This is a genomic window from Pseudomonas sp. 30_B, assembly GCF_017491605.1.
In the GTDB taxonomy this organism is placed as follows: Bacteria; Pseudomonadota; Gammaproteobacteria; order Pseudomonadales; family Pseudomonadaceae; genus Pseudomonas.
In genome coordinates this window covers 139906-161253 of record NZ_JAFGYY010000002.1, presented here as the reverse complement: position 1 = coordinate 161253, position 21348 = coordinate 139906, and the positions used below count along the sequence as shown (strand labels likewise).

At 65.7% G+C, this 21348-nt stretch carries 19 protein-coding genes; 11 read left to right on the top strand and 8 right to left on the bottom strand.

Features of this window, described 5'->3' with window-relative positions; genetic code table 11:
- Positions 1-100: 100 nt before the first annotated feature.
- The 8 genes from nuoG to nuoN are packed head-to-tail and all read left to right on the top strand — an operon-like array spanning position 101 to position 10055.
- Positions 101-2815, top strand: a complete 2715-nt coding sequence (nuoG, locus tag J5M67_RS02885) for an NADH-quinone oxidoreductase subunit NuoG (RefSeq protein ID WP_207883117.1) — start codon at positions 101-103, stop codon at positions 2813-2815.
- Positions 2812-3801, top strand: coding sequence for an NADH-quinone oxidoreductase subunit NuoH (nuoH, locus tag J5M67_RS02880; protein WP_017517114.1), 990 nt, complete (start codon positions 2812-2814; stop codon positions 3799-3801). The genes nuoG and nuoH overlap by 4 nt, the downstream gene beginning before the upstream one ends.
- 11 nt (positions 3802-3812) lie before the next feature.
- Complete coding sequence (gene nuoI / locus J5M67_RS02875; protein WP_015477483.1) at positions 3813-4361, top strand: NADH-quinone oxidoreductase subunit NuoI; 549 nt, start codon at positions 3813-3815, stop codon at positions 4359-4361.
- An 11-nt stretch (positions 4362-4372) separates the two neighbouring features.
- Positions 4373-4873, top strand: a complete 501-nt coding sequence (gene nuoJ / locus J5M67_RS02870; RefSeq protein WP_207883116.1) for an NADH-quinone oxidoreductase subunit J — start codon at positions 4373-4375, stop codon at positions 4871-4873.
- Positions 4874-4877: 4 nt separating this feature from the next.
- Positions 4878-5186: an NADH-quinone oxidoreductase subunit NuoK gene (nuoK, locus tag J5M67_RS02865; protein WP_207883115.1), complete on the top strand. Its 309-nt coding sequence runs from the start codon at positions 4878-4880 to the stop codon at positions 5184-5186.
- A complete protein-coding gene (nuoL, locus tag J5M67_RS02860) occupies positions 5183-7030 on the top strand; it encodes an NADH-quinone oxidoreductase subunit L (protein ID WP_207883114.1) in 1848 nt (615 codons plus the stop codon). The genes nuoK and nuoL overlap by 4 nt, the downstream gene beginning before the upstream one ends.
- Positions 7031-7057: 27 nt before the next feature.
- Positions 7058-8587, top strand: a complete 1530-nt coding sequence (nuoM, locus tag J5M67_RS02855) for an NADH-quinone oxidoreductase subunit M (RefSeq protein WP_207883112.1) — start codon at positions 7058-7060, stop codon at positions 8585-8587.
- 7 nt (positions 8588-8594) lie between these two features.
- On the top strand, positions 8595-10055 hold the full coding sequence (gene nuoN, locus J5M67_RS02850; RefSeq protein ID WP_207883110.1) for an NADH-quinone oxidoreductase subunit NuoN: 1461 nt from the start codon (positions 8595-8597) through the stop codon (positions 10053-10055).
- 162 nt (positions 10056-10217) lie between these two features.
- Here nuoN and J5M67_RS02845 read toward each other — a convergent pair whose 3' ends face one another.
- Together J5M67_RS02845 and J5M67_RS02840 are read right to left on the bottom strand one after the other, a co-directional pair.
- Positions 10218-11285, bottom strand: a complete 1068-nt coding sequence (locus J5M67_RS02845; RefSeq protein ID WP_207883108.1) for an AI-2E family transporter — start codon at positions 11283-11285, stop codon at positions 10218-10220.
- Between the two features lie 84 nt (positions 11286-11369).
- Positions 11370-12689 (bottom strand): Na+/H+ antiporter family protein, encoded by a 1320-nt coding sequence (locus tag J5M67_RS02840; protein WP_207883106.1) that lies wholly within the window; start codon positions 12687-12689, stop codon positions 11370-11372.
- 301 nt (positions 12690-12990) lie between these two features.
- On the opposite strand from J5M67_RS02840, the gene J5M67_RS02835 reads away from it, so the two are divergent.
- Positions 12991-15135: a methyl-accepting chemotaxis protein gene (locus J5M67_RS02835; protein ID WP_207883104.1), complete on the top strand. Its 2145-nt coding sequence runs from the start codon at positions 12991-12993 to the stop codon at positions 15133-15135.
- A gap of 394 nt (positions 15136-15529) precedes the next feature.
- Here J5M67_RS02835 and J5M67_RS02830 read toward each other — a convergent pair whose 3' ends face one another.
- The 4 genes from J5M67_RS02830 to J5M67_RS02815 are packed head-to-tail and all read right to left on the bottom strand — an operon-like array spanning position 15530 to position 18148.
- A complete protein-coding gene (locus J5M67_RS02830) occupies positions 15530-16849 on the bottom strand; it encodes a sensor histidine kinase (protein WP_207883102.1) in 1320 nt (439 codons plus the stop codon).
- Positions 16846-17526: a response regulator transcription factor gene (locus J5M67_RS02825; protein ID WP_207883100.1), complete on the bottom strand. Its 681-nt coding sequence runs from the start codon at positions 17524-17526 to the stop codon at positions 16846-16848. Before J5M67_RS02825 ends, J5M67_RS02830 begins: the two co-directional genes overlap by 4 nt.
- Positions 17526-17840, bottom strand: coding sequence for a PepSY domain-containing protein (locus J5M67_RS02820; protein ID WP_207883098.1), 315 nt, complete (start codon positions 17838-17840; stop codon positions 17526-17528). Before J5M67_RS02820 ends, J5M67_RS02825 begins: the two co-directional genes overlap by 1 nt.
- A complete protein-coding gene (locus J5M67_RS02815; protein ID WP_207883096.1) occupies positions 17840-18148 on the bottom strand; it encodes a PepSY domain-containing protein in 309 nt (102 codons plus the stop codon). Before J5M67_RS02815 ends, J5M67_RS02820 begins: the two co-directional genes overlap by 1 nt.
- 151 nt (positions 18149-18299) lie before the next feature.
- Between J5M67_RS02815 and J5M67_RS02810 the strand changes: the two genes are divergently transcribed.
- Positions 18300-19382, top strand: a complete 1083-nt coding sequence (locus tag J5M67_RS02810; protein ID WP_207883093.1) for a patatin-like phospholipase family protein — start codon at positions 18300-18302, stop codon at positions 19380-19382.
- Positions 19383-19415: 33 nt separating this feature from the next.
- Positions 19416-19781, top strand: coding sequence for a DUF5329 domain-containing protein (locus tag J5M67_RS02805; RefSeq protein WP_207883091.1), 366 nt, complete (start codon positions 19416-19418; stop codon positions 19779-19781).
- An 87-nt stretch (positions 19782-19868) separates the two neighbouring features.
- Here J5M67_RS02805 and J5M67_RS02800 read toward each other — a convergent pair whose 3' ends face one another.
- Positions 19869-21059, bottom strand: coding sequence for an NnrS family protein (locus tag J5M67_RS02800; RefSeq protein ID WP_207883089.1), 1191 nt, complete (start codon positions 21057-21059; stop codon positions 19869-19871).
- Positions 21046-21303, bottom strand: a complete 258-nt coding sequence (locus J5M67_RS02795; protein WP_207883087.1) for a transmembrane sensor/regulator PpyR — start codon at positions 21301-21303, stop codon at positions 21046-21048. The genes J5M67_RS02800 and J5M67_RS02795 overlap by 14 nt, the downstream gene beginning before the upstream one ends.
- Positions 21304-21348 lie beyond the last annotated feature (45 nt).

The following is a 21348-nucleotide window of genomic DNA, read 5'->3' as shown; positions in this document are numbered from 1 at the left end:
CGTTGTTTCGTTGCAGTGCCGCGGCATGCCGACGGCCCGATGAAACCGTGATTTCTATTAGCCACGCCCGCTGACAACGGGCCAACGAAGACTTAGACCCATGGCCACGATTCACGTAGACGGCAAGACGTTAGAAGTCGATGGAGCGGACAACCTGTTGCAGGCCTGTCTCTCCCTCGGTCTCGACATCCCCTACTTCTGCTGGCACCCGGCGCTCGGTAGCGTCGGCGCATGCCGCCAGTGCGCGGTCAAGCAGTACACCGACGAGAACGACAAACGCGGTCGTCTCGTCATGTCCTGCATGACCCCCGCCACCGACAACACCTGGATTTCCATCGAAGACGAAGAGGCCAAGCAGTTCCGCGCCAGCGTCGTCGAATGGCTGATGACCAACCACCCGCACGACTGCCCGGTCTGCGAGGAAGGCGGTCACTGCCACCTGCAGGACATGACGGTGATGACCGGCCACAACCAGCGCCGGTACCGCTTCACCAAGCGCACCCACCAGAACCAGGAGCTCGGCCCGTTCATCGCCCACGAGATGAACCGCTGCATCGCCTGCTACCGCTGCGTCCGTTACTACAAGGACTACGCCGGCGGCACCGACCTGGGCGTGTATGGCGCGCACGACAACGTCTATTTCGGCCGCATCGAGGACGGCGTGCTGGAGAGCGAATTCTCCGGCAACCTGACCGAGGTCTGCCCGACCGGCGTGTTCACCGACAAGACCCACTCCGAGCGCTACAACCGCAAGTGGGACATGCAGTTCGCCCCGAGCATCTGCCAGGGCTGCTCCAGCGGCTGCAATATCAGCCCCGGCGAGCGCTACGGTGAAATCCGCCGCATCGAGAACCGCTACAACGGCTCGGTGAACCACTACTTCCTGTGCGACCGCGGCCGCTTCGGCTACGGCTACGTCAACCGCGAAGACCGCCCGCGCCAGCCGCAGCTGATGCTGAGCAAGCAGAAGCTCTCGCTGGATGGCGCCCTGGACCAGACCGCTGCCCTGCTGAAGGGTCGCAAGGTCATCGGTATCGGCTCGCCGCGCGCCAGCCTGGAAAGCAACTACGCCCTGTCCGCACTGGTCGGCGCGCAGAACTTCTACAGCGGCATCTCCGCTGACGAATTGCAGCGCCTGCAGCTGGTCCTGAAAGTCATGCAGGACGGCCCGCTGCCGGTGCCGACTATCCGTGACATCGAAGACCACGACGCGGTATTCGTGCTCGGCGAAGACCTGACCCAGACCGCTGCCCGTATCGCCCTGGCCCTGCGCCAGTCGGTGAAGGGCAAGGGCGAGGACATGGCCGCCGCGATGAAGATCCAGCCGTGGCTCGACGCCGCGGTGAAGACCATCGCCCAGCACGAAATGAACCCGCTGTTCATCGCCAGCCTGGATGAAACCCGCCTGGACGACGTTGCCGCCGAGTGCGTGCACGCCGCTACCGAAGACCTGGCGCGCCTGGGCTTCGCCGTGGCCCACGCCATCGACCCGAGCGCCCCGGCCGTGGCCGGCCTCGACGCCGAAGCCGCCGCCCTGGCCCAGCGCATCGCCGATGCCCTGGTGGCCGCCAAGCGTCCGCTGGTCATCTCCGGCACCTCGCTGGGCAGCAACGCCCTGATCGAAGCCGCGGCCAACATTGCCAGCGCGCTGAAGAACCGCGAGAAGAACGGCTCCCTGAGCCTGGTGGTTCCGGAAGCCAACAGCCTGGGCCTGGCCCTCTTCGGCGGTGAATCCGTCGAGAAAGCGCTGGAGCAACTGACCTCCGGCGCCGCCGATGCCGTGGTGATCCTGGAGAACGACCTGTACCGCCGCGCCGACGCTGCCGCTGTCGATGCCGCCCTGGCCGCCGCGAAGATCGTCGTGGTCGCCGATCACCAGCAGACCGCCACCACCGCCAAGGCCACCGTGTTGTTGCCGGCCGCCAGCTTCGCCGAAGGCGATGGCACCCTGGTCAGCCAGGAAGGCCGCGCCCAGCGCTTCTTCCAGGTCTTCGATCCGACCTACTACAACGCCGACAACCTGGTCCGCGAAGGCTGGCGCTGGCTGCATGCGCTGCACAGCACCCTCGAAGGCAAGCGTGTCGACTGGACCCAGCTGGACCACGTGATCGACGCTGTCGTCGCTGACAAGCCGCAACTGGCTGGCATCCGCGACGCTGCGCCGAACGCCGCGTTCCGCATCAAGGGCCTGAAGCTGGCGCGCGAGCCGCACCGCTACTCCGGCCGTACCGCCATGCGCGCCAACATCAATGTCAGCGAGCCGCGTCAGCCGCAGGACATCGACTCCGCGTTCGCCTTCTCCATGGAAGGCTACGCCGGCAGCGCCGAACCGCGTCAGCAGATTCCGTTCGCCTGGTCCCCGGGCTGGAACTCGCCGCAGGCCTGGAACAAGTTCCAGGACGAAGTCGGTGGTCATCTGCGCGCCGGCGATCCGGGCGTGCGCCTGATCGAGGCCAAGGGCCAGGCCCTGTGGTTCAGCGAGATTCCCGCGCCGTTCCACACCGCCGCCAGTCAGTTCAAGGTGGTGCCCTTCTATCACCTGTTCGGCAGCGAGGAGAACTCCGCCAAGGCCGCCCCGGTGCAGGAGCGCATCCCGCAGACCTACGTCGCCCTGGCCAAGTCCGAGGCTGACCGTCTGGGCGTCAACGAAGGCGCGATCATCCGCCTGACCGTCAAGGGCCAGGAGCTGCGCCTGCCGCTGCGCGTGAGCGAAGAGCTCGGCGCCGGCCTGGTCGCCCTGCCGATCGGTCTGCAAGGCATCCCCGCCGGTGTCATCGGCGCCGTCGCTGAAGGTCTGCAGGAGGCTGCGCAATGAGCTGGCTGACACCCGCCATCGTCGACATCCTGATCGAGGTCATCAAGGCCATCGTCATCCTGCTCGCCGTGGTCGTCTGCGGCGCGCTGCTCAGCTGGGTCGAGCGTCGCCTGCTCGGCCTCTGGCAGGACCGCTACGGTCCGAACCGGGTCGGCCCCTTCGGGGCCTTCCAGCTCGGCGCCGACATGCTGAAGATGTTCTTCAAGGAAGACTGGACCCCGCCGTTCGCCGACAAGATGATCTTCACCCTCGCCCCCATGATTGCCATGGGCGCGCTGCTGGTGGCCTTCGTCGTCATCCCGATCACCCCGACCTGGGGCGTGGCGGACCTGAACATCGGCATCCTGTTCTTCTTCGCCATGGCTGGCCTGACCGTCTATGCGGTGCTGTTCGCCGGCTGGTCGAGCAACAACAAGTTCGCCCTCCTCGGCAGCCTGCGCGCCTCGGCCCAGACCATCTCCTACGAGGTGTTCCTGGCCCTGTCGCTGATGGGCATCGTGGCTCAGGTCGGTTCGTTCAGCCTGCGCGACATCGTCGATTACCAGGCCGAGCACATGTGGTTCATCATCCCGCAGTTCTTCGGTTTCATGACCTTCTTCGTCGCCGGCGTCGCCGTGACTCACCGTCACCCGTTCGACCAGCCCGAAGCCGAGCAGGAACTGGCCGACGGTTACCACATCGAGTACGCCGGCATGAAATGGGGCATGTTCTTCGTTGGCGAGTACATCGGCATCGTGCTGGTGTCCGCGCTGCTGGCGACCCTGTTCTTCGGCGGCTGGCACGGCCCCTTCGGCATCCTGCCGCAGATCCCGTTCATCTGGTTCGCCCTGAAAACCGGCTTCTTCATCATGATGTTCATTCTGCTGCGGGCCTCCATCCCACGCCCGCGCTATGACCAGGTGATGGCCTTCAGCTGGAAGTTCTGCCTCCCGCTGACCCTGATCAACCTGCTGGTGACCGGCGCTGTCGTGCTGGCCAGCCAGTAAGGAGTACGACCATGATCAAGTACATTTTCGACGTGGTGCACGGCACCTACACCCAGTTGCGCAGCCTGGTGATGATCTTCGGTCACGCCTTCCGCAAGCGTGACACCCTGCAATACCCGGAAGAGCCCGTGTACCTGCCGCCGCGCTACCGCGGCCGCATCGTGCTCACCCGCGACCCCGATGGCGAGGAGCGCTGCGTTGCGTGCAACCTGTGCGCCGTGGCCTGCCCGGTCGGCTGCATCTCCCTGCAGAAGGCCGAGACCGACGACGGTCGCTGGTACCCCGAGTTCTTCCGCATCAACTTCTCCCGCTGCATCTTCTGCGGCCTGTGCGAAGAAGCCTGCCCGACCACCGCGATCCAGCTGACCCCGGATTTCGAGATGGGCGAGTTCAAGCGCCAGGACCTGGTCTACGAGAAGGAAGACCTGCTGATCTCCGGCCCCGGCAAGAACCCGGACTACAACTTCTACCGCGTTGCCGGCATGGCGATTGCCGGCAAGCCGAAAGGCGCCGCGCAGAACGAAGCCGAACCGATCAACGTCAAGAGCCTGCTGCCGTAAGGAGACGTCGCGTGGAATTCGCTTTCTACTTCGCCGCCGGCGTCGCCGTGCTGGCAACCCTGCGGGTCATCACCAACAGCAATCCGGTGCATGCCCTGCTCTATCTCATCGTTTCGCTGCTCGCCGTATCGATGACCTTCTTCAGCCTCGGCGCCCCGTTCGCCGGTGCCCTGGAGATCATCGTCTACGCCGGCGCGATCATGGTGCTGTTCGTCTTCGTGGTGATGATGCTCAACCTCGGCCCGGCCATCGCCGAACAGGAACGCAAGTGGCTCAAGCCCGGCGTCTGGATCGGCCCCGGCGCGCTGTCCCTGGTGCTGATGGTCGAGCTGCTGTGGATGTTGTCGCGCACCCCCAGCGGTGCCGGCATCGGCCATACCATCGTGGACGCCAAGGCCGTGGGCATCAGCCTGTTCGGCCCGTACCTGCTGGTCGTCGAACTGGCCTCGATGCTGCTGCTGGCGGCACTGGTCGCCGCCTACCACCTCGGCCGCCACGAAGCGAAGGAATAACACCATGAATGCAATCCCTCTCGAACACGGACTGGCGCTCGCCGGTGTGCTGTTCTGCTTCGGCCTGGTGGGCCTGATGGTACGACGCAACATCCTGTTCGTACTGATGAGCCTGGAAGTGATGATGAACGCCGCCGCGCTGGCCTTCGTGGTCGCCGGTAGCCGCTGGGCCCAGCCCGACGGACAGGTGATGTTCATCCTGGTGCTCAGCCTGGCCGCGGCCGAGGCGAGCATCGGCCTGGCGATCCTGCTCCAGCTGTATCGCCGCTTCCATACCCTCGATATCGACGCTGCCAGCGAGATGCGCGGATGAACCTGCTGCCCCTTACATTCCTGTTCCCCCTGGTCGGCTTCCTGCTGCTGTCTTTCTCCCGCGGCAAGTGGTCGGAAAACTTCTCGGCACTGGTGGGTGTCGGCTCCGTGGGCCTCGCGGCCCTCTCCGCCTTCTGGGCGATCTGGAGCTTCCACAGCAACCCGCCCGAAGGTGGCGCCTACAGCCTGGTGCTGTGGCAGTGGATGAACGTTGGTGACTTCAAGACCAACTTCACCCTCTACCTGGACGGCCTGTCGGTCACCATGCTCGGCGTGGTCACCGGCGTCGGCTTCCTGATCCACCTGTTCGCCTCCTGGTACATGCGCGGTGAAGCCGGCTACTCGCGCTTCTTCGCCTACACCAACCTGTTCATCGCCAGCATGCTGTTCCTGGTGCTCGGCGATAACCTGCTGTTCGTGTACTTCGGCTGGGAAGGCGTGGGCCTGTGCTCCTACCTGCTGATCGGCTTCTACTTCAGCCACGTGCCCAACGGCAATGCGGCGCTGAAGGCGTTCATCGTGACCCGCGTGGGTGACGTGTTCTTCGCCATCGGCATGTTCATCCTGTTCCAGCACCTGGGCACGCTGAACATCCAGGAGCTGCTGGTCCTGGCTCCGCAGCACTTCGCCAAGGGCGACCTGTGGGTCAACCTGGCGGCCCTGATGCTGCTCGGCGGCGCCGTCGGCAAGTCCGCGCAGCTGCCGCTGCAGACCTGGTTGGCCGACGCGATGGCCGGCCCGACCCCGGTCTCCGCGCTGATCCACGCCGCCACCATGGTGACCGCGGGCGTCTACCTGATCGCCCGCTGCCACGGCCTGTTCGAGCTGGCTCCGAACGTCCTGGAGCTGGTCGGCATCGTCGGCGCCGTGACCCTGGTGCTGGCCGGCTTCGCCGCCCTGGTGCAGACCGACATCAAGCGCATCCTCGCCTACTCGACCATGAGCCAGATCGGCTACATGTTCCTGGCCCTGGGCGTGGGCGCCTGGGGTGGCGCGATCTTCCACCTGATGACCCACGCCTTCTTCAAGGCCCTGCTGTTCCTTGCTTCCGGTGCGGTGATCGTCGCCTGCCACCATGAGCAGAACATCTTCAAGATGGGTGGTCTGTGGAAGAAGCTGCCGCTGGCCTATGCGAGCTTCGTGGTCGGTGGTGCGGCCCTGGCCGCCCTCCCCTTCCTGACCGCCGGCTTCTACTCCAAGGACGAGATCCTCTGGGAAGCCTTCGCCAGTGGTCACCAGAACCTGCTGATCGCAGGGCTCGTCGGCGCGTTCATGACCTCGCTGTACACCTTCCGCCTGATCTTCATCGCCTTCCACGGCGAAGCGAAGACCGAAGCGCACGCCGGCCATGGCATCAGCCACTGGCTGCCGCTGGGCGTCCTGATCGTGCTGTCCACCTTCATCGGCGCGATGATCACCCCGCCGCTGGCCGGCGTCCTGCCGGAAAGCGCCGGTCACGCCGGCGGCGAAGCCAAGCACAGCCTGGAAATCGCCTCGGGCGCCATCGCCATCGCCGGTATCCTGCTGGCGGGCCTGCTGTTCCTCGGCAAGCGCCGCTTCGTCAGTGCCGTCGCCCAGAGCGCGCCGGGCCGCTTCTTCGGCACCTGGTGGTTCCATGCCTGGGGCTTCGACTGGGTGTACGACAAGCTGTTCGTGAAACCCTACCTGCTGATCTGCCGCCTGCTGGCTGCGGACCCGATCGACAAGTCGCTTGTCCTGGTTCCGCTCACCGCCCGCGGTGGTCACAAACTCCTCAGCCTCACCGAGAACGGCCGCCTGCGTTGGTACGCCGCTTCCCTGGTGGGCGGCGCCGCGCTGCTCCTCGGCGCGCTGCTGCTGGCTTAAAACTTCACGAATGAGATTGAGCCCGACATGATTCTGCCCTGGCTAATCCTGATCCCCTTCATCGGCGGCTTCCTTTGCTGGATCGCCGAGTACACCAGCAAGACCCTGCCCCGCTGGGTCGCGCTGGGGTCGATGACCCTGACCCTCGCCCTCAGCCTGTGGGTGTGGCACACCGGTGACTTCCAGCTGGCGCCCGCGCCGGGCGGCGAGCCGCAATGGACCCTCGAGTTCAAGCTGGCCTGGATCGAGCGCTTCGGTATCAGCGTGCACCTGGCGATGGACGGCCTGTCCCTGCTGATGGTCGCCCTGACCGGTCTGCTCGGCGTGCTCTCCGTGCTCTGCTCCTGGAACGAGATCCAGCGCCGCATCGGCTTCTTCCACCTGAACCTGCTGTGGATCCTGGGCGGCGTGATCGGCGTGTTCCTCGCCGTCGACCTGTTCCTGTTCTTCTTCTTCTGGGAAATGATGCTGGTGCCGATGTACTTCCTCATCGCGCTCTGGGGTCATAGCTCGGACGACGGCAAGAAGACCCGCATCTACGCCGCCACCAAATTCTTCATCTTCACCCAGGCCAGCGGCCTGGTGATGCTGGTGGCGATCCTGGGCCTGGTGTTCGTGCACTACAACAGCACCGGCGTACTGACCTTCAACTACGCCGACCTGCTGAAGACCCAGATGCCGCCGCACACCGAGTGGCTGCTGATGCTCGGCTTCTTCGTCGCCTTCGCGGTGAAGATGCCGGTGGTACCGGTGCACTCCTGGCTGCCGGACGCCCACGCCCAGGCGCCGACCGCCGGTTCCGTGGACCTGGCAGGCATCCTGCTGAAGACCGCCGCCTACGGCCTGATCCGCTTCGGCCTGCCGCTGTTCCCCAACGCTTCCGCGGAGTTCGCTCCGGTTGCCATGACCCTCGGTCTGATCGGCATCTTCTACGGCGCCTTCCTGTCGTTCGCCCAGACCGACATCAAGCGCCTGGTCGCCTACTCCTCCGTGTCGCACATGGGCTTCGTCATCATCGGCATCTACTCCGGCAGCCCGCAGGCGCTGCAGGGCGTGGTGATCCAGATGATCGCCCACGGCCTCTCCGCCGCCGCGCTCTTCATCCTGTGCGGCCAGCTGTACGAGCGCCTGCACACCCGTGACATGCGCAAGATGGGTGGCCTGTGGTCGCGCATTCCGTACCTGCCGGCCGTGGCGCTGTTCTTCGCCACCGCCTCGCTGGGTCTGCCGGGCACCGGTAACTTCGTCGGCGAATTCCTGATCCTGCTGGGCAGCTTCAAGGTCGTTCCGGTGATCACCGTGATCGCCACCTTCGGCCTGGTGTTCGGCTCGGTCTACTCGCTGATCATGATTCACCGCGCGTACTTCGGCCCGTCCAAGTCCGACACCGCCATCGCCGGCCTGAACGCCCGCGAACTGCTCATGGTGCTCGGCCTGGCGGTGCTGCTGGTCCTGCTCGGTGTCTACCCGCAGCCGGTCCTCGACACCTCCGCGGCAACCATGCACGGCGTCCAGCAATGGCTGGGCTCCGCCCTCTCCACCCTGGCAGCACGGTAAGCGCGACATGACCTTCACGATCCAACACTTCATCGCGCTCCTGCCACTGCTCATCACCAGCGCCACCCTGGTGGTGGTGATGCTCGCGGTAGCCTGGAAGCGTAACCACTCGTTGACCGCCACCCTCTCGGTAATCGGTCTGAACCTGGCGTTGCTGTCGATCTTCCCGGTGCTGAAAGTCACCCCGATCGAAGTCACCCCGCTGATGCTGGTGGACAACTTCGCCTGCTTCTACATGGCCCTGATCCTGATCGGCGCCCTGGCCTGCACCACGCTCGCCCATGCCTACATGGAGAGCTACCCGGGCAACCGCGAAGAGCTCTACCTGCTCCTGCTGCTGGCCACCGCCGGCGGCCTGGTGCTGGTCAGCGCGCAGAACCTGGCCGGCCTGTTCATCGGCCTGGAACTGCTGTCGGTACCGGTCTACGGCATGGTGGCCTACGCCTTCTTCAACAAGCGCACCCTGGAAGCGGGCATCAAGTACACCGTACTGTCCGCCGCGGGTTCGGCCTTCCTGCTGTTCGGCATGGCCCTGCTCTACGCCGAATCCGGCAGCCTGGGCTTCTCCGCCATCGGCGCGTCCCTGGCCGAAGGCACCAGCCATGGTCCTCTGCTGTCCATCGGCGTCGGCATGATGGTCGTCGGCCTGGGCTTCAAGCTGTCGCTGGCACCCTTCCACCTGTGGACCCCGGACGTCTACGAAGGCGCCCCGGCCCCGGTGGCCGCGTTCCTCGCCACCGCCAGCAAGGTCGCCGTGTTCGCCGTGTTGCTGCGCCTGTTCCAGATCGCTCCGGCGGCCCTGAACAACGGTCTGCTGCATGACGCCATCGCGGTCATCGCCATCGCCTCGATCCTGATCGGCAACCTGCTGGCGCTGACCCAGAGCAACATCAAGCGTCTGCTCGGCTACTCCTCCATCGCGCACTTCGGCTACCTGCTGATCGCGCTGGTGGCGAGCAAGGGCCTGGCCGTGGAAACCGTCGGCGTCTACCTGACCACCTACGTAGTCACCACCCTCGGCGCCTTCGGCGTGGTCACCCTGATGTCCACTCCGTACAGCGGCCGCGACGCCGACGCGCTGTTCGAGTACCGCGGCCTGTTCTGGCGCCGTCCGGTGCTGACCGCGGTGATGACCGTGATGATGCTGTCCCTGGCCGGCATCCCGCTGACCGCTGGCTTCATCGGCAAGTTCTACGTGGTCGCCACTGGCGTCGAAGCCCACCTGTGGTGGCTGGTCGGCGCTCTGGTACTGGGCAGTGCCATCGGCCTGTTCTACTACCTGCGCGTCATGGTGACCATGTTCCTGGTCGAGCCGAACATGAAGCGCCACGACGCGCCCCTGGACTGGGCCCAGCGCGCTGGCGGCATGATGCTGGTGGCCATAGCCCTGCTCGCCTTCTTCCTCGGCGTGTACCCGCAGCCGCTGCTGGACATCCTGCAGCACACGGGTCTGGCCATCGCCGGCTGAGATCGACAGGCATGAAAAACCCCGCTTCGGCGGGGTTTTTTATTGGGCGGAATTCTTCGGCGGTGAGCTGCTCTGGCTTTTCGTAGGAGCGAGCTTGCTCGCGAACACACTCCGCTGCGGAGCCGGGTTCGCGAGCAAGCTCGCTCCTACAAGGTCCCTTCCCTACCCCGCTGGCGTGTGCGTTTCGCCTTCACGCCCGGTGAACAGGTCCCACGAGGCGATGAACAACGCGGCGATCAGCGGGCCGATGACGAAGCCGTTCAGCCCGAACAGCGACATGCCGCCAAGGGTGGAAATCAACACCACGTAGTCCGGCATCTTGGTGTCCTTGCCGACCAGGATCGGGCGCAGGATGTTGTCCACCAGGCCGATCACCAGCACGCAGAACAGCGTCAGCACCACGCCCTGCCAGATGGCCCCGGTGAGCAGGAAGTAGGCGGCCACCGGCACCCAGATCAGCCCCGCACCAATGGCCGGCAGCAGCGAGAGAAACGCCATCAGGGTGCCCCAGAGCAGCGAGCCCTGGATGCCGAGGAACCAGAAGATCAGCCCACCCAGCGCGCCCTGGGTCGCGGCCACGGCGATGTTGCCCTTCACCGTGGCGCGGATCACCGTGGTGAACTTGGTGAACAGGTGCTGCTTGTGATCGACGCTCAGCGGCACCGCCTGCTTGATGCGACGCCCCAGGGCCGGGCCGTCGCGCAGGAGGAAGAACAGCAGGTAGAGCATGATGCCGAAGCTGATGACGAAGTCGAAGGTGTTCTGGCCGATGCTGAAAGCCTTGGTCGCCACCAGTTGGCTGACCTGCATGGCGCCCTTGGACAGTTTCTCCTGCAGGCCGGAGAGATCGGTCAGGTCGAAACGCTCCAGCCAGTGGTAGGCCCAGCGCGGCAACGCATCCATCACTGCCTTGAAGTACGCGGCGAAATTGAGATCGCCCGACTTGAGCTGCTGGTAGACCGTCGTCCCCTCCTGCACCAGCGCTCCGGCAATGAAGATCATCGGCAGGATCACGATCAGCAGGCAGATCGTCAGCGAGATCAGTGCCGCCAGGTTGTTGCGCCCATTCAGGCGCACGCGCAGGCGGCGCTGTAGCGGAGCGAAGATGATCGCCAGGATGGTGCCCCAGAACACCGCGCCGTAGAACGGCAACAGCAACCAGGCAAAGGCGATGGTGACCACCGCCAGGAGGAGCAGGAACGTCCGGTATTCCAGTTTCGATTCGAACATGAGCAGGTCCGGAAGAAGGGGGAAACCTGCCCATTAGTCAGCAGTCGGCCTGCCGAGTGCAACTTTTGCGGTGCGAATGCCGCCTTACAGCACCATCGCCGCCGCCCAGCCGAAGGCCAGCAGCGGCAGGTTGTAGTGCAGGAAGGTCGGCACTACGGTGTCCCAGATATGGTTGTGCTGGCCGTCCACGTTGAGACCCGAGGTCGGACCCAGGGTGGAGTCCGACGCCGGCGAACCCGCATCCCCCAGCGCGCCGGCGGTGCCGACGATACTGACGATGGCCAGCGGGCCGAAGCCCAGTTGCACGGCCAACGGGACGAAGATGGCCGCGATGATCGGCACGGTGGAGAAGGACGAGCCGATGCCCATGGTCACCAGCAACCCCACCAGCAACATGAGGAATGCGCCCCAGGCCTTGCTGTGGCCGATCCAGGCGGCCGCCGCTTCGACCAGGGTGGCAACCTGCCCGGTCGCCTTCATCACCTCGGCGAAACCGGCGGCAGCGATCATGATGAAGCCGATCATCGCCATCATCTTCATGCCTTCGGTGAACAGGTCGTCGGCCTCCTTCCAGCGCACCACGCCAGACAGGGAAAACACCAGGAAGCCCACCAGCGCGCCGAGGATCATGGAGTCCAGCCACAGCTGCACGACGAATGCTGCCACCACCGCCACCCCTGCCACCGCCAGGCTCATCGGGCTGTAGGGCGTGCTCACCTGCTCGGCCTGCTCGATGCGCTCCAGGTCATAGCTGCGCTTGCGCCGGTAGCTGAACAGCACCGCGATCAGCAGGCCGCAGACCATGCCCAGCGCCGGGATCAGCATGGCCCGGCTGACGTCCACACCGCTGACATCCACGCCACTGCGCGCGACGTTGGCCAGCAGGATTTCATTGAGGAAGATGTTGCCGAAGCCTACCGGCAGGAACATGTAGGGCGTGATCAGGCCGAAGGTGATCACGCAGGCGATCAGCCGGCGGTCGATCTGCAGCCGGGTCAGTACGTAGAGCAGCGGCGGCACCAGCAGCGGGATGAAGGCGATATGGATCGGCAGGAGGTTCTGCGAAGCGATCGCCACCAGCAGCAGAAGCCCGATCAGCAGCCATTTGAAGCCGGCCGGCGCTTCGTCCTGGTGCCGTCCGAGCATCGCCAGTGCACGGTCGGCCAGCGCATGGGCCATGCCGGAGCGCGCGATGGCCACGGCAAAGGCACCCAGCATCGCGTAGGACAGCGCCACCGTCGCGCCGCCGCCCAGGCCGGCATTGAACGCCTTGAGCGTGCCCTCCATGCCCAGGCCGCCGAGCAGCCCGCCCGTCACGGCACCGGCGATCAGCGCCACCACCACATGCACGCGACACAGGCTCAGCACCAGCATCAAGCCAACGGCGATCAGCACCGCATTCATCTCATCTCTCCTTCACAACCGGGCCCGCAGGTCTTGCGGCGGGCAAAAGGCGCGTACTCTGCCGAACCCCTCCCGGCCTGTCAAAAAGCCTGTTGAATCAAAGCCTTTCGGATAACAGACGGCGCAATTTCGACAGGACTTTCGCCTTGGCGAGCACACTTTTTGCTGAGAAAACGCTGCCTGTGGAACGGGCACACCAGAATCGCCTGTTTTTTGGCGATTCCTCCTGCCACCGATCAAGAAGGGGCGGAAAAGGCCGATAACCCGGCAGCCCCGAGTTTTCCTGCTCAAGGACATGACCATGCTTCTCCGCCGCCTTTCCATCCAATGGAAGATCACGCTGCTCGCCGGCCTCTGCCTGCTGGGCGTGGTGTCGCTGTTGTCCGGCCTTTCCGTGTTCCGCACCCAGCACAGCACCGCGCTGGTCAAGGAATCCAGCACCCGCATGCTCGACGAAGCCGCCCAGGCGCGCCTGCGCTCGCGCGGTGAAGTCCAGGCGATGCGCATACAGCGCTACATCATGGACGCCTACCAGTACGGCAAGGGCTTCTCGCGGCAGGTGATGTTCCTGCGCGACCAGGCGCAGAAGCGTTTCCTCGATGCCTACGACCTGCGCGAGGACCTCACCCGCCAGGTGAAGACCGCCCTGGAAGGCAACCCCGAACTGCTGGGGCTCTACGTGGCCTTCGAACCCAACGCCCTGGACGGCAAGGACCAGCTGTTCGCCGGCCAGGCCGAGATCGGCAGCAACGACGCAGGGCGCTTCTCGCTGTACTGGTCGCAGGCGACGCCGGGCAAGCTCGAATCCGAAGCGACCAACGAAGCTACCCTCGCCGACACCAGCCCCGGCCCGAGCGGCGCACCCTACAACGCCTGGTTCACCTGCCCCAAGACCACCGGCCAGCCCTGTGTACTCGACCCGTATTTCGATCAGGTCGGCGACCGCAAGATGCTGATGACCAGCATCGCCTTCCCGCTGGAACTGGAGGGCAAGATCGTCGGCGTGATGGGCCTGGACATCAGCCTGGAAAAGCTCCAGGAGATCAGCCGCCAGGGCAGCCAGGAACTGTATGACGGCCAGAGCAAGGTCAGCATCGTCAGCGCCGCCGGCCTGCTCGCCGGACACAGCGCAGACGCCAAGCTGCTGGGCCAGAAGCTGCAGGAGGTCTATCCGCAGCAAGGCGCGCAGCTGATGCAGTCCATTGCCGGCAACCACGAACAGGTACTGCGTCAGGATGACCAGTTGCAGGTCATCGAGCCGCTGCAACCGATCCCCGGCTCCAAGCCCTGGGCCGTCCTCCTCGAAGTGCCGCAACAGACCCTGCTCGGCCCGGCCCTCGCCCTGCAGGAGCAGCTCGACGAGCAGCGCACCCAGGGCACCCTCTCCCAGCTTGGCTTCGGCCTGGTCGCGGTGCTGATCGGCCTGTTCGCCATGTGGCTCACCGCCCGTGGCGTGACCCGGCCGATCCTGGGCGTCGCCGCCATGCTGCGCAACATCGCCAGCGGCGAGGGCGACCTGACCCGGCGCCTGGATTACTCGGGCAAGGACGAACTGGGCGAGCTGGCCGGCTGGTTCAACCGCTTCCTCGACAAGCTGCAGCCGATCATCCGCGACGTGAAATCCTCGGTGCAGGACGCCCGTGCCACCGCCGACCAGTCCTCGGAAATCGCCAGCCAGACCAGCGCGGGCATGCAGCAGCAGTTCCGTGAAGTCGACCAGGTCGCCACCGCCTCCCAGGAAATGAGCGCCACCGCCCACGACGTTGCCAACAGCGCGGCCATGGCCGCCGAAGCCGCCCGGGGTGCCGACGGCGCGACCCGTGACGGTCTCAACGTGATCGACAACACCACCCGCCTGATCGACGAACTGGCCAGCGACATGAGCAGCGCCATGAGCCAGGTGGAAGGTCTCGCCGCCAGCAGCGAGCAAATCGGCTCGGTGCTGGAAGTGATACGCGGCATCGCCGAGCAGACCAACCTGCTGGCGCTCAACGCGGCCATCGAAGCGGCCCGCGCCGGCGAGGCGGGACGTGGCTTCGCGGTGGTTGCCGACGAGGTGCGCAACCTGGCGCGGCGCACCCAGGATTCGGTGGAGGAAATCCGCCAGGTCATCGAGGGCCTGCAGAACGGCACCCGCGATGTGGTCGGCGCGATGAATAACAGCCATCGCCAGGCGCAGGACAGCGTGAGCCAGGTCGAGCAGGCCGTGGCCGCGCTCAAGCGTATCGGTGACGCGGTCAGCGTGATCACCGACATGAACCTGCAGATCGCCAGCGCGGCCGAGGAGCAGAGCGCGGTGGCCGAGGAAATCAACCGCAACGTGGCGGGGATCCGCGACGTCACCGAGTCGCTGTCCAGCCAGGCGCAGGAATCGGCGCAGGTGAGCCAGTCGCTGAACAAGCTGGCGAATCACCAGCAGGGGTTGATGGATCAGTTCCGGGTTTGACGCCTATCGTCGGCGCTCTGGCTTTCCCCTCACCCCAGCCCTCTCCCGAGGGAGAGGGGGCAGTCCGCAGCAGTTGGTGAGGTTGCCGCTCTTCCTGCACCATTGTTTGCCGGCTAACGCCGATCCTTCCGTGCACGCCGAACGGTCCCCTCTCCCTCTGGGAGAGGGTTAGGGTGAGGGACAGCCCGAGCGGCGATCTATCCCGTAGGAGCGGACTCTGTCCGCGATCCGCCGGCAAGGCCGGCGTCAGGTCAGGTTCGCGAGCAAGGACTAGGTGTGATCTCTCGGTCCTACGAAGAGCAAGTCGGAGTTGCCTTGTAGGAGCGAGCTTGCTCGCGAACCGCACGGCACGGCGTCAATCGCGGACGGAGTCCGCTCCTACGAGAGCAACATCTCACGTCATGCGACGCGGCAATTCGACCACCACGCGTAACCCACCCAGCGCGCTCGATTCCAGCTTCAAACCGCCGCCACAAGCCGCCGCGATATCCCGCGCGATACCCAGTCCCAGGCCATGCCCCGCGACCTGCTCGTCCAATCGCGTGCCGCGTTCCAGCACACTTGCGCGCTGGTCCTCGGCGATCCCGGGGCCGTCATCGTCCACGCTCAGCCGATAGGTCTCGGCGCCCTTCTCCACCGCCAGCCGAACCCGGGCATCCGCCCACTTGCAGGCGTTGTCCAGCAGGTTGCCGAGCATCTCCAGCAGGTCCTCACGGTCGAACGGCAGCCGCAGGCCCGGCGTAGCCTGCCACTCGATATTCAGGTGTTCGCCATGGATCAGCCGCAACATCTCGCACAGGCTGGGCAGCTCCGCATCGCAGTCGAAATGCGCGCCGGGCAGCGCTTCCCCCACCAAGCGGGCACGTCCCAGCTCGCGGGCCAGGCGCTGGTCGATCTGCTCCAGTTGCTCCTGCAGCACGCGGCGCAACTCCGGGTGCTCGCGCACCTCATCGCGGTCGGCAAGGCTGATCAGCACAGCCAGGGGCGTTTTCAGCGCATGGCCAAGGTTGCCCAGTGCATTGCGCGAGCGGCGCAGGGTGTCCTCGGTGTGCTGCAGCAGGTGGTTGACCTGCTCCACCAGCGGTTCCAGTTCCTGCGGCACCTGACGGTCAAGCTGGCTACGCTGCCCTTCCTGCAACTGCGCGATCTGCTGGCGCACGCGCTCCAGCGGACGCAGTGCGCGGCGGACGGTGAAACCCTGGAAGACCAAGATCAACAGCAAGGCCGCCGCACCTGCGCCCAGGCCAACGTTGCGCAGACGTTTGAAGCGCTTGAGGACCGGCGTGTAATCCTGCGCCACGACAATCCTCAGCTGCTTGCCATAGCGCTTGTAGTCGCCGCGATAGACCAGCAGGCGCTGCCCCTCCGGGCCCTTTTCCAGATCCCGGACCAGGCCCTTGTGTTCGGGCAATTCCAGCTCACGGTCCCACAGCGAACGGGAGCGCCAGGTGACGTCATCGAAGCGAATGACGAAATAGCGCCCGGAGAACAGGCGCTCGTAGACGGCGTCCACCCGCTGGTCATCCAGTTGCAGGCCGGCCGGCCCGCGCATGATGCCCACCAGCAGGCTTTCCGCTTCGTCCTGCAGGCCCTCGGCCAGGTAGCGACGCAGGCCCTGGTCGAACAGCCAGAGTCCGGTCTGCGCCAGTACCAGGCCGACCACCACCAGCACCACGCCGAGCCCGAGGCCGAGCCGGCGCTGGATCGACATCAACGGGCGGCTCCACCGGCAGTCCCGGTATAGCGGTAACCCTGGCCCCGGCGGGTCTCGATGATCTCGCGGCCGAGCTTGCGACGCAGGTGGTTGATGTGCACCTCGATGACGTTGGAGTCGCGTTCGGTCTCCCCGTCGTAGAGGTGTTCGGCGAGGTGCGACTTCGACAGCAACTGGCCGGGATGCAGCATGAAATAGCGCAGCAGGCGGAACTCGGCGGAGGTCAGATCGACATCCTTGCCATCCTGCTGCACGCATTGCCGCGCCTCATCCAAGGTCAACCCCGCCACTTCCAGCTGGCTCTGGTTGGCCAGGCCACGGGCGCGGCGCAGCAGCGCCTGGATGCGCAACAGCAATTCTTCGGGATGGAAGGGTTTGGTGAGGTAATCGTCGGCGCCGGCCTTCAGGCCGTCGATACGCTCCGCCCAGGAACCGCGCGCGGTGAGGATCAACACCGGCGTTACCAGCCCCAGTCCGCGCCATTCGCGCAGCACGTCCAGGCCAGGGCGGCCCGGCAGGCCGAGGTCGAGGATGATCAGGTCATAGGGCTCGCTGGCACCCTGCACGGCCGCGTCGCGGCCGTCGGCCAGCCAGTCGACGGCATAGCCCTGTCGCGCCAGGGTGGCCAGCAACTCATCGGCCAGGGGGACGTGGTCTTCCACCAGCAACAGACGCATCAGTCGTCTTCCTTATCCTTGAGGATGCGGCCATCGCGGGCATCCAGGTCCAGTTCGCGCACCACGCCATCGACGGTGAGCAACTCCACCTCATAAATGTAGGTGTCGTGTTCCTTCTCCAGCTCCGCCTCCAGCAGTTTCGAACCCGGGTAGCGGGCCTGGGCGATAGGCAGGATTTCCTCGAACGGACGGATCACCCCTTCACGACTCAACCGCAGGGCCTCGTCCTGGCTCAGGTCATGGGCCTGCGCGGCAGCGGCCGACAGGGCGAGCGCGATGGCCAGCAGGGCCCTGCGCGGCAAATCGATCTTCATCAGTCGTCCTGGCGATCCTTGATGATTGCGCCACTCACCGCATCGAGTTCGACATCCCATTTCACGCCCTGGGCGTCCTTGATATCGACCTTGTAGAGGTAGCGGCCATGTTCCAGTTCAAGCTCGCTATCGTACACCGATCCGCCCGGATGCTTGCCCAGGGCGGCCTGGTTGAGCGCTTCGAAGTCGCGGATGGTGCCGGCATCGCGCAAGCGCAGCGCTTCGTCCGGGCCGATGTCGTGGGCCATCGCCGCGGCGGCCCCGAGCAGCAGCGCGGTGGCGGCAGTCAGGAGGATCAGCGGTTTCATGGGCAAATACCTTGTCTGAAATGACATCGTCCTCAGACTAAGGTGAAGGACTTAATTCAAGCTGAATCGGCAAGCGTCATTCACCCGCTGAAGTATCCTTGCTTCCTGTACACAGGCTCTATAATCGCTGGCCTGCACCCGCGAGGCCCGCATGACCGCCATCCAGATCAAATCCCCCTCCCTCACCCTCAAGGCCGGCAGCCGCGCCCTCAAGCGCATCCGCGAGCAGGGCCTGGCCCCCGCCGACGTCGGCATCCTCCCGGGCGCCGCCGGCGGCCCGAAGGCGCTGGGAATCCAGGGCCTGGACCTGGCGCTGTTCGGCGAATGGCTGCCACGCGCCCCGCGCGAGCGCTCGCTGATTGGCGCCTCCATCGGCTCCTGGCGCTTCGCCAGCGCCTGCCTGCCTGACCCCGCCGAGGGTATCCGTCGCCTTGGCGAGCTCTATACCCAGCAGCGATTCGCCCGCAATGCGAGCATCACCGATGTCTCGAACAGCTGCGCGAAGATGCTCGACGACCTGCTCGACGGCCGCGACGCCAGCGTGCTGGACAACCCCTGGTACCGCCTCAACGTCGTGGTGGTGAAGAGCCACGGCCGCCTCTCCCAGGACGGCAAGGCCAACCTCGGCCTGGGGTTGGGCGCGGTGATTCGCGACAATCTGGTGGGCCGCCGCCACCTGCACCGGCACTTCGAGCGGCTGATCATCCATGACGCGCGTCGCGCGCCACCGCTGGAACCGCTGTCGGACTTCCCCTCGCGCTACCTACACCTGGACCTGGTCAACCTGCGCCACGCGCTGCTCGCCTCCGGCTCCATCCCGATGGTGATGGAAGGCGTGCGCGACATTCCCGGCGCCGGCCCCGGCACCTACCGCGACGGCGGCCTGCTCGACTATCACCTCGACCTGCCCTACCTGCCCGAAGGCGTGGTGCTCTATCCGCACTTCACCGACAAGGTGATCCCCGGCTGGTTCGACAAGGGCCTGCCCTGGCGCCGTGGCGACGCCGGCCGCCTGCAGGACGTGCTGCTGCTCGCGCCATCGAAGGAATACCTGGCGCGGCTGCCGCACAACAAACTGCCGGACCGCAAGGACTTCCACCGCTACCTGGGCGACGACGCCGGTCGCGAGCGTTACTGGCACAAGGCGATGGACGAGAGCCGGCGGATGGGCGACGAGTTTCTTGAACTGGTAGACAGCGGCCGGTTGGGAGAACGTCTGCAGCCGCTGACATAATCGACGCGATTACTTACTCGACAGGGACCTGCCATGCGCCGTCCAGCTTCACTCCTTTTCGCCGCGTTCCTGCTGGCCTGCACGGGCGCGCACGCGGCCCTCGATGCCAAGGCGCAACGGGAAATCACCCAACTGCTGGACTTTGTCGAGCACAGTGATTGCCGCTTCATCCGCAACGGCAGCGAGTACCCGGGCAACGAGGCCCGCGCGCATCTGCAGAAGAAGCTCGACTACCTGGAGAACAAGGACCTGGTGAGCAGCGCCGAAGACTTCATCGAGCGCGCCGCCAGCAAGAGCAGCATGAGCGGCAAGCCCTACCAGGTCAGTTGCCCAGGCGGTACGCAGGACACCTCTACCTGGTTGAACACCGAGCTCAAGCGCCTGCGTCAGGGGCAGTGAACTCCATCACGGCGGATAACGCTGCGCGTTATTCGCCCTACCTAGAGCAGAAGCATCGCGGACGGAGTCCGCTCCTACGGGGGCAACTCACCCCGGCTGCCCATCCACCCGCGGCTGCCAGAACATCGGCCCGTAATGCCAGGCGAACAGCAGGAAGGCTGCCACCCAGCAGGCGGCCGCCAGGCTCAGGCCCTGCATCGGCAGCCAGACCACCAGCAGCACCCGGCACAGCACACCCAAGTTCAGTAGCGCGAACGCCCAGGCCATGGCCTTCGGCGGCTGCAAGGGGCGGCCCGTGTGGCCGAGGCTGACACGGGCGATCATCGCCAGGATCAGGCCACCCACTCCACCGACCGTCAACGCGTGAAGCGGCAGGCTGACGGAGACCGGCACGCCGAAATTCCACGCCGCCATCCCCGCCGGGGCCAGCAGCATCCACAGATAGGCCAGGTGCAGCGACCACAGCAGCGGTAGGCCCCAGATGCCCTTGTCGCGCCAGCGCCACAGGCGGATCAGGTGGCCCAGCGCAAGTACCGCGAACAGCGCTCCCACCAACGGCTGCGGCGCGAGACCAAAGCCAGTCGCCGTCAGCACGGCCACCAGCATCGTGCCCGCCAGCAGCACATTGTCCAGCCACGGCCAGGCCGGCACCTGCGTGGTGCGCCCCAGGCCACGCTGGGTGAAGAAGGGAATGACCCGCCCGCCGATCAACCCCATCAGGGCCGCCACCAGCCAGAGCGCGGCCAGTACCCCACCGCGCTGCCAGTTCTCGTTGCCGCTCCAGAGGCCCAGCATCACCTGCGCGTCGGCCAGGGTGAGCAGCGTCAGCACCGCAATCACCGGGTAGTTGCGCACCTGCTTCACCTGCCACAGGCTGCGTCCGACGAAGAACGCCAGCGCCGGCAGGAAGGCCAGTTCCAGCGGGGTAACCAGCCACGGCGGCGCACCGCCGAGCCAGGCGAGACGTGCCGCCAGCCAGAGGCAGGACAGGATCATCAGCGGACGCCCGCTGACGCCGGGCCGGCCGGTCCAGGTCTGCACGGCGGTCAACAGGAAGCCGGCAATGATGGCGCTGGCGAAGCCGAAGAGCATTTCATGACGGTGCCAGGCCAGCCAGCCGCCCAGCGGTTCCCAGGCCGGCAACAGGCCGAGCAGCACCGCCGCCCAGGCGGCGATGCCGATCAGCGCGAACAGTGCGCCGCCGAGGAAGAATGGGCGGAAGCCCAGGCGCCACAACGGCGCGATGGTCAACAGAGCTTTGCGATCAACCAGCAACACAGCATGCCTCCCAACCTTCCTTGCGCATCTGATGCTGGGCAATGAGCCGCAGCACATAACCCAGCTTCAGCGATGTAGGACCGAGGATGGTGAGCGCGTGGGACGCGACTATCGCCGGCAGCGACAGGCCGGCGTCGACGACGTAGGCTCCGGTAATGCCCACCAGAAACAGCGCGACCCCACTGCCGAGCAGACTCGACGACATCACCAGGTTCCGTCTGGGGCAAGCGAAAAGACCGTCCATCACACACCTCCTCGATTGGACCGGCCCGCGAGCGGGCCGGGTATT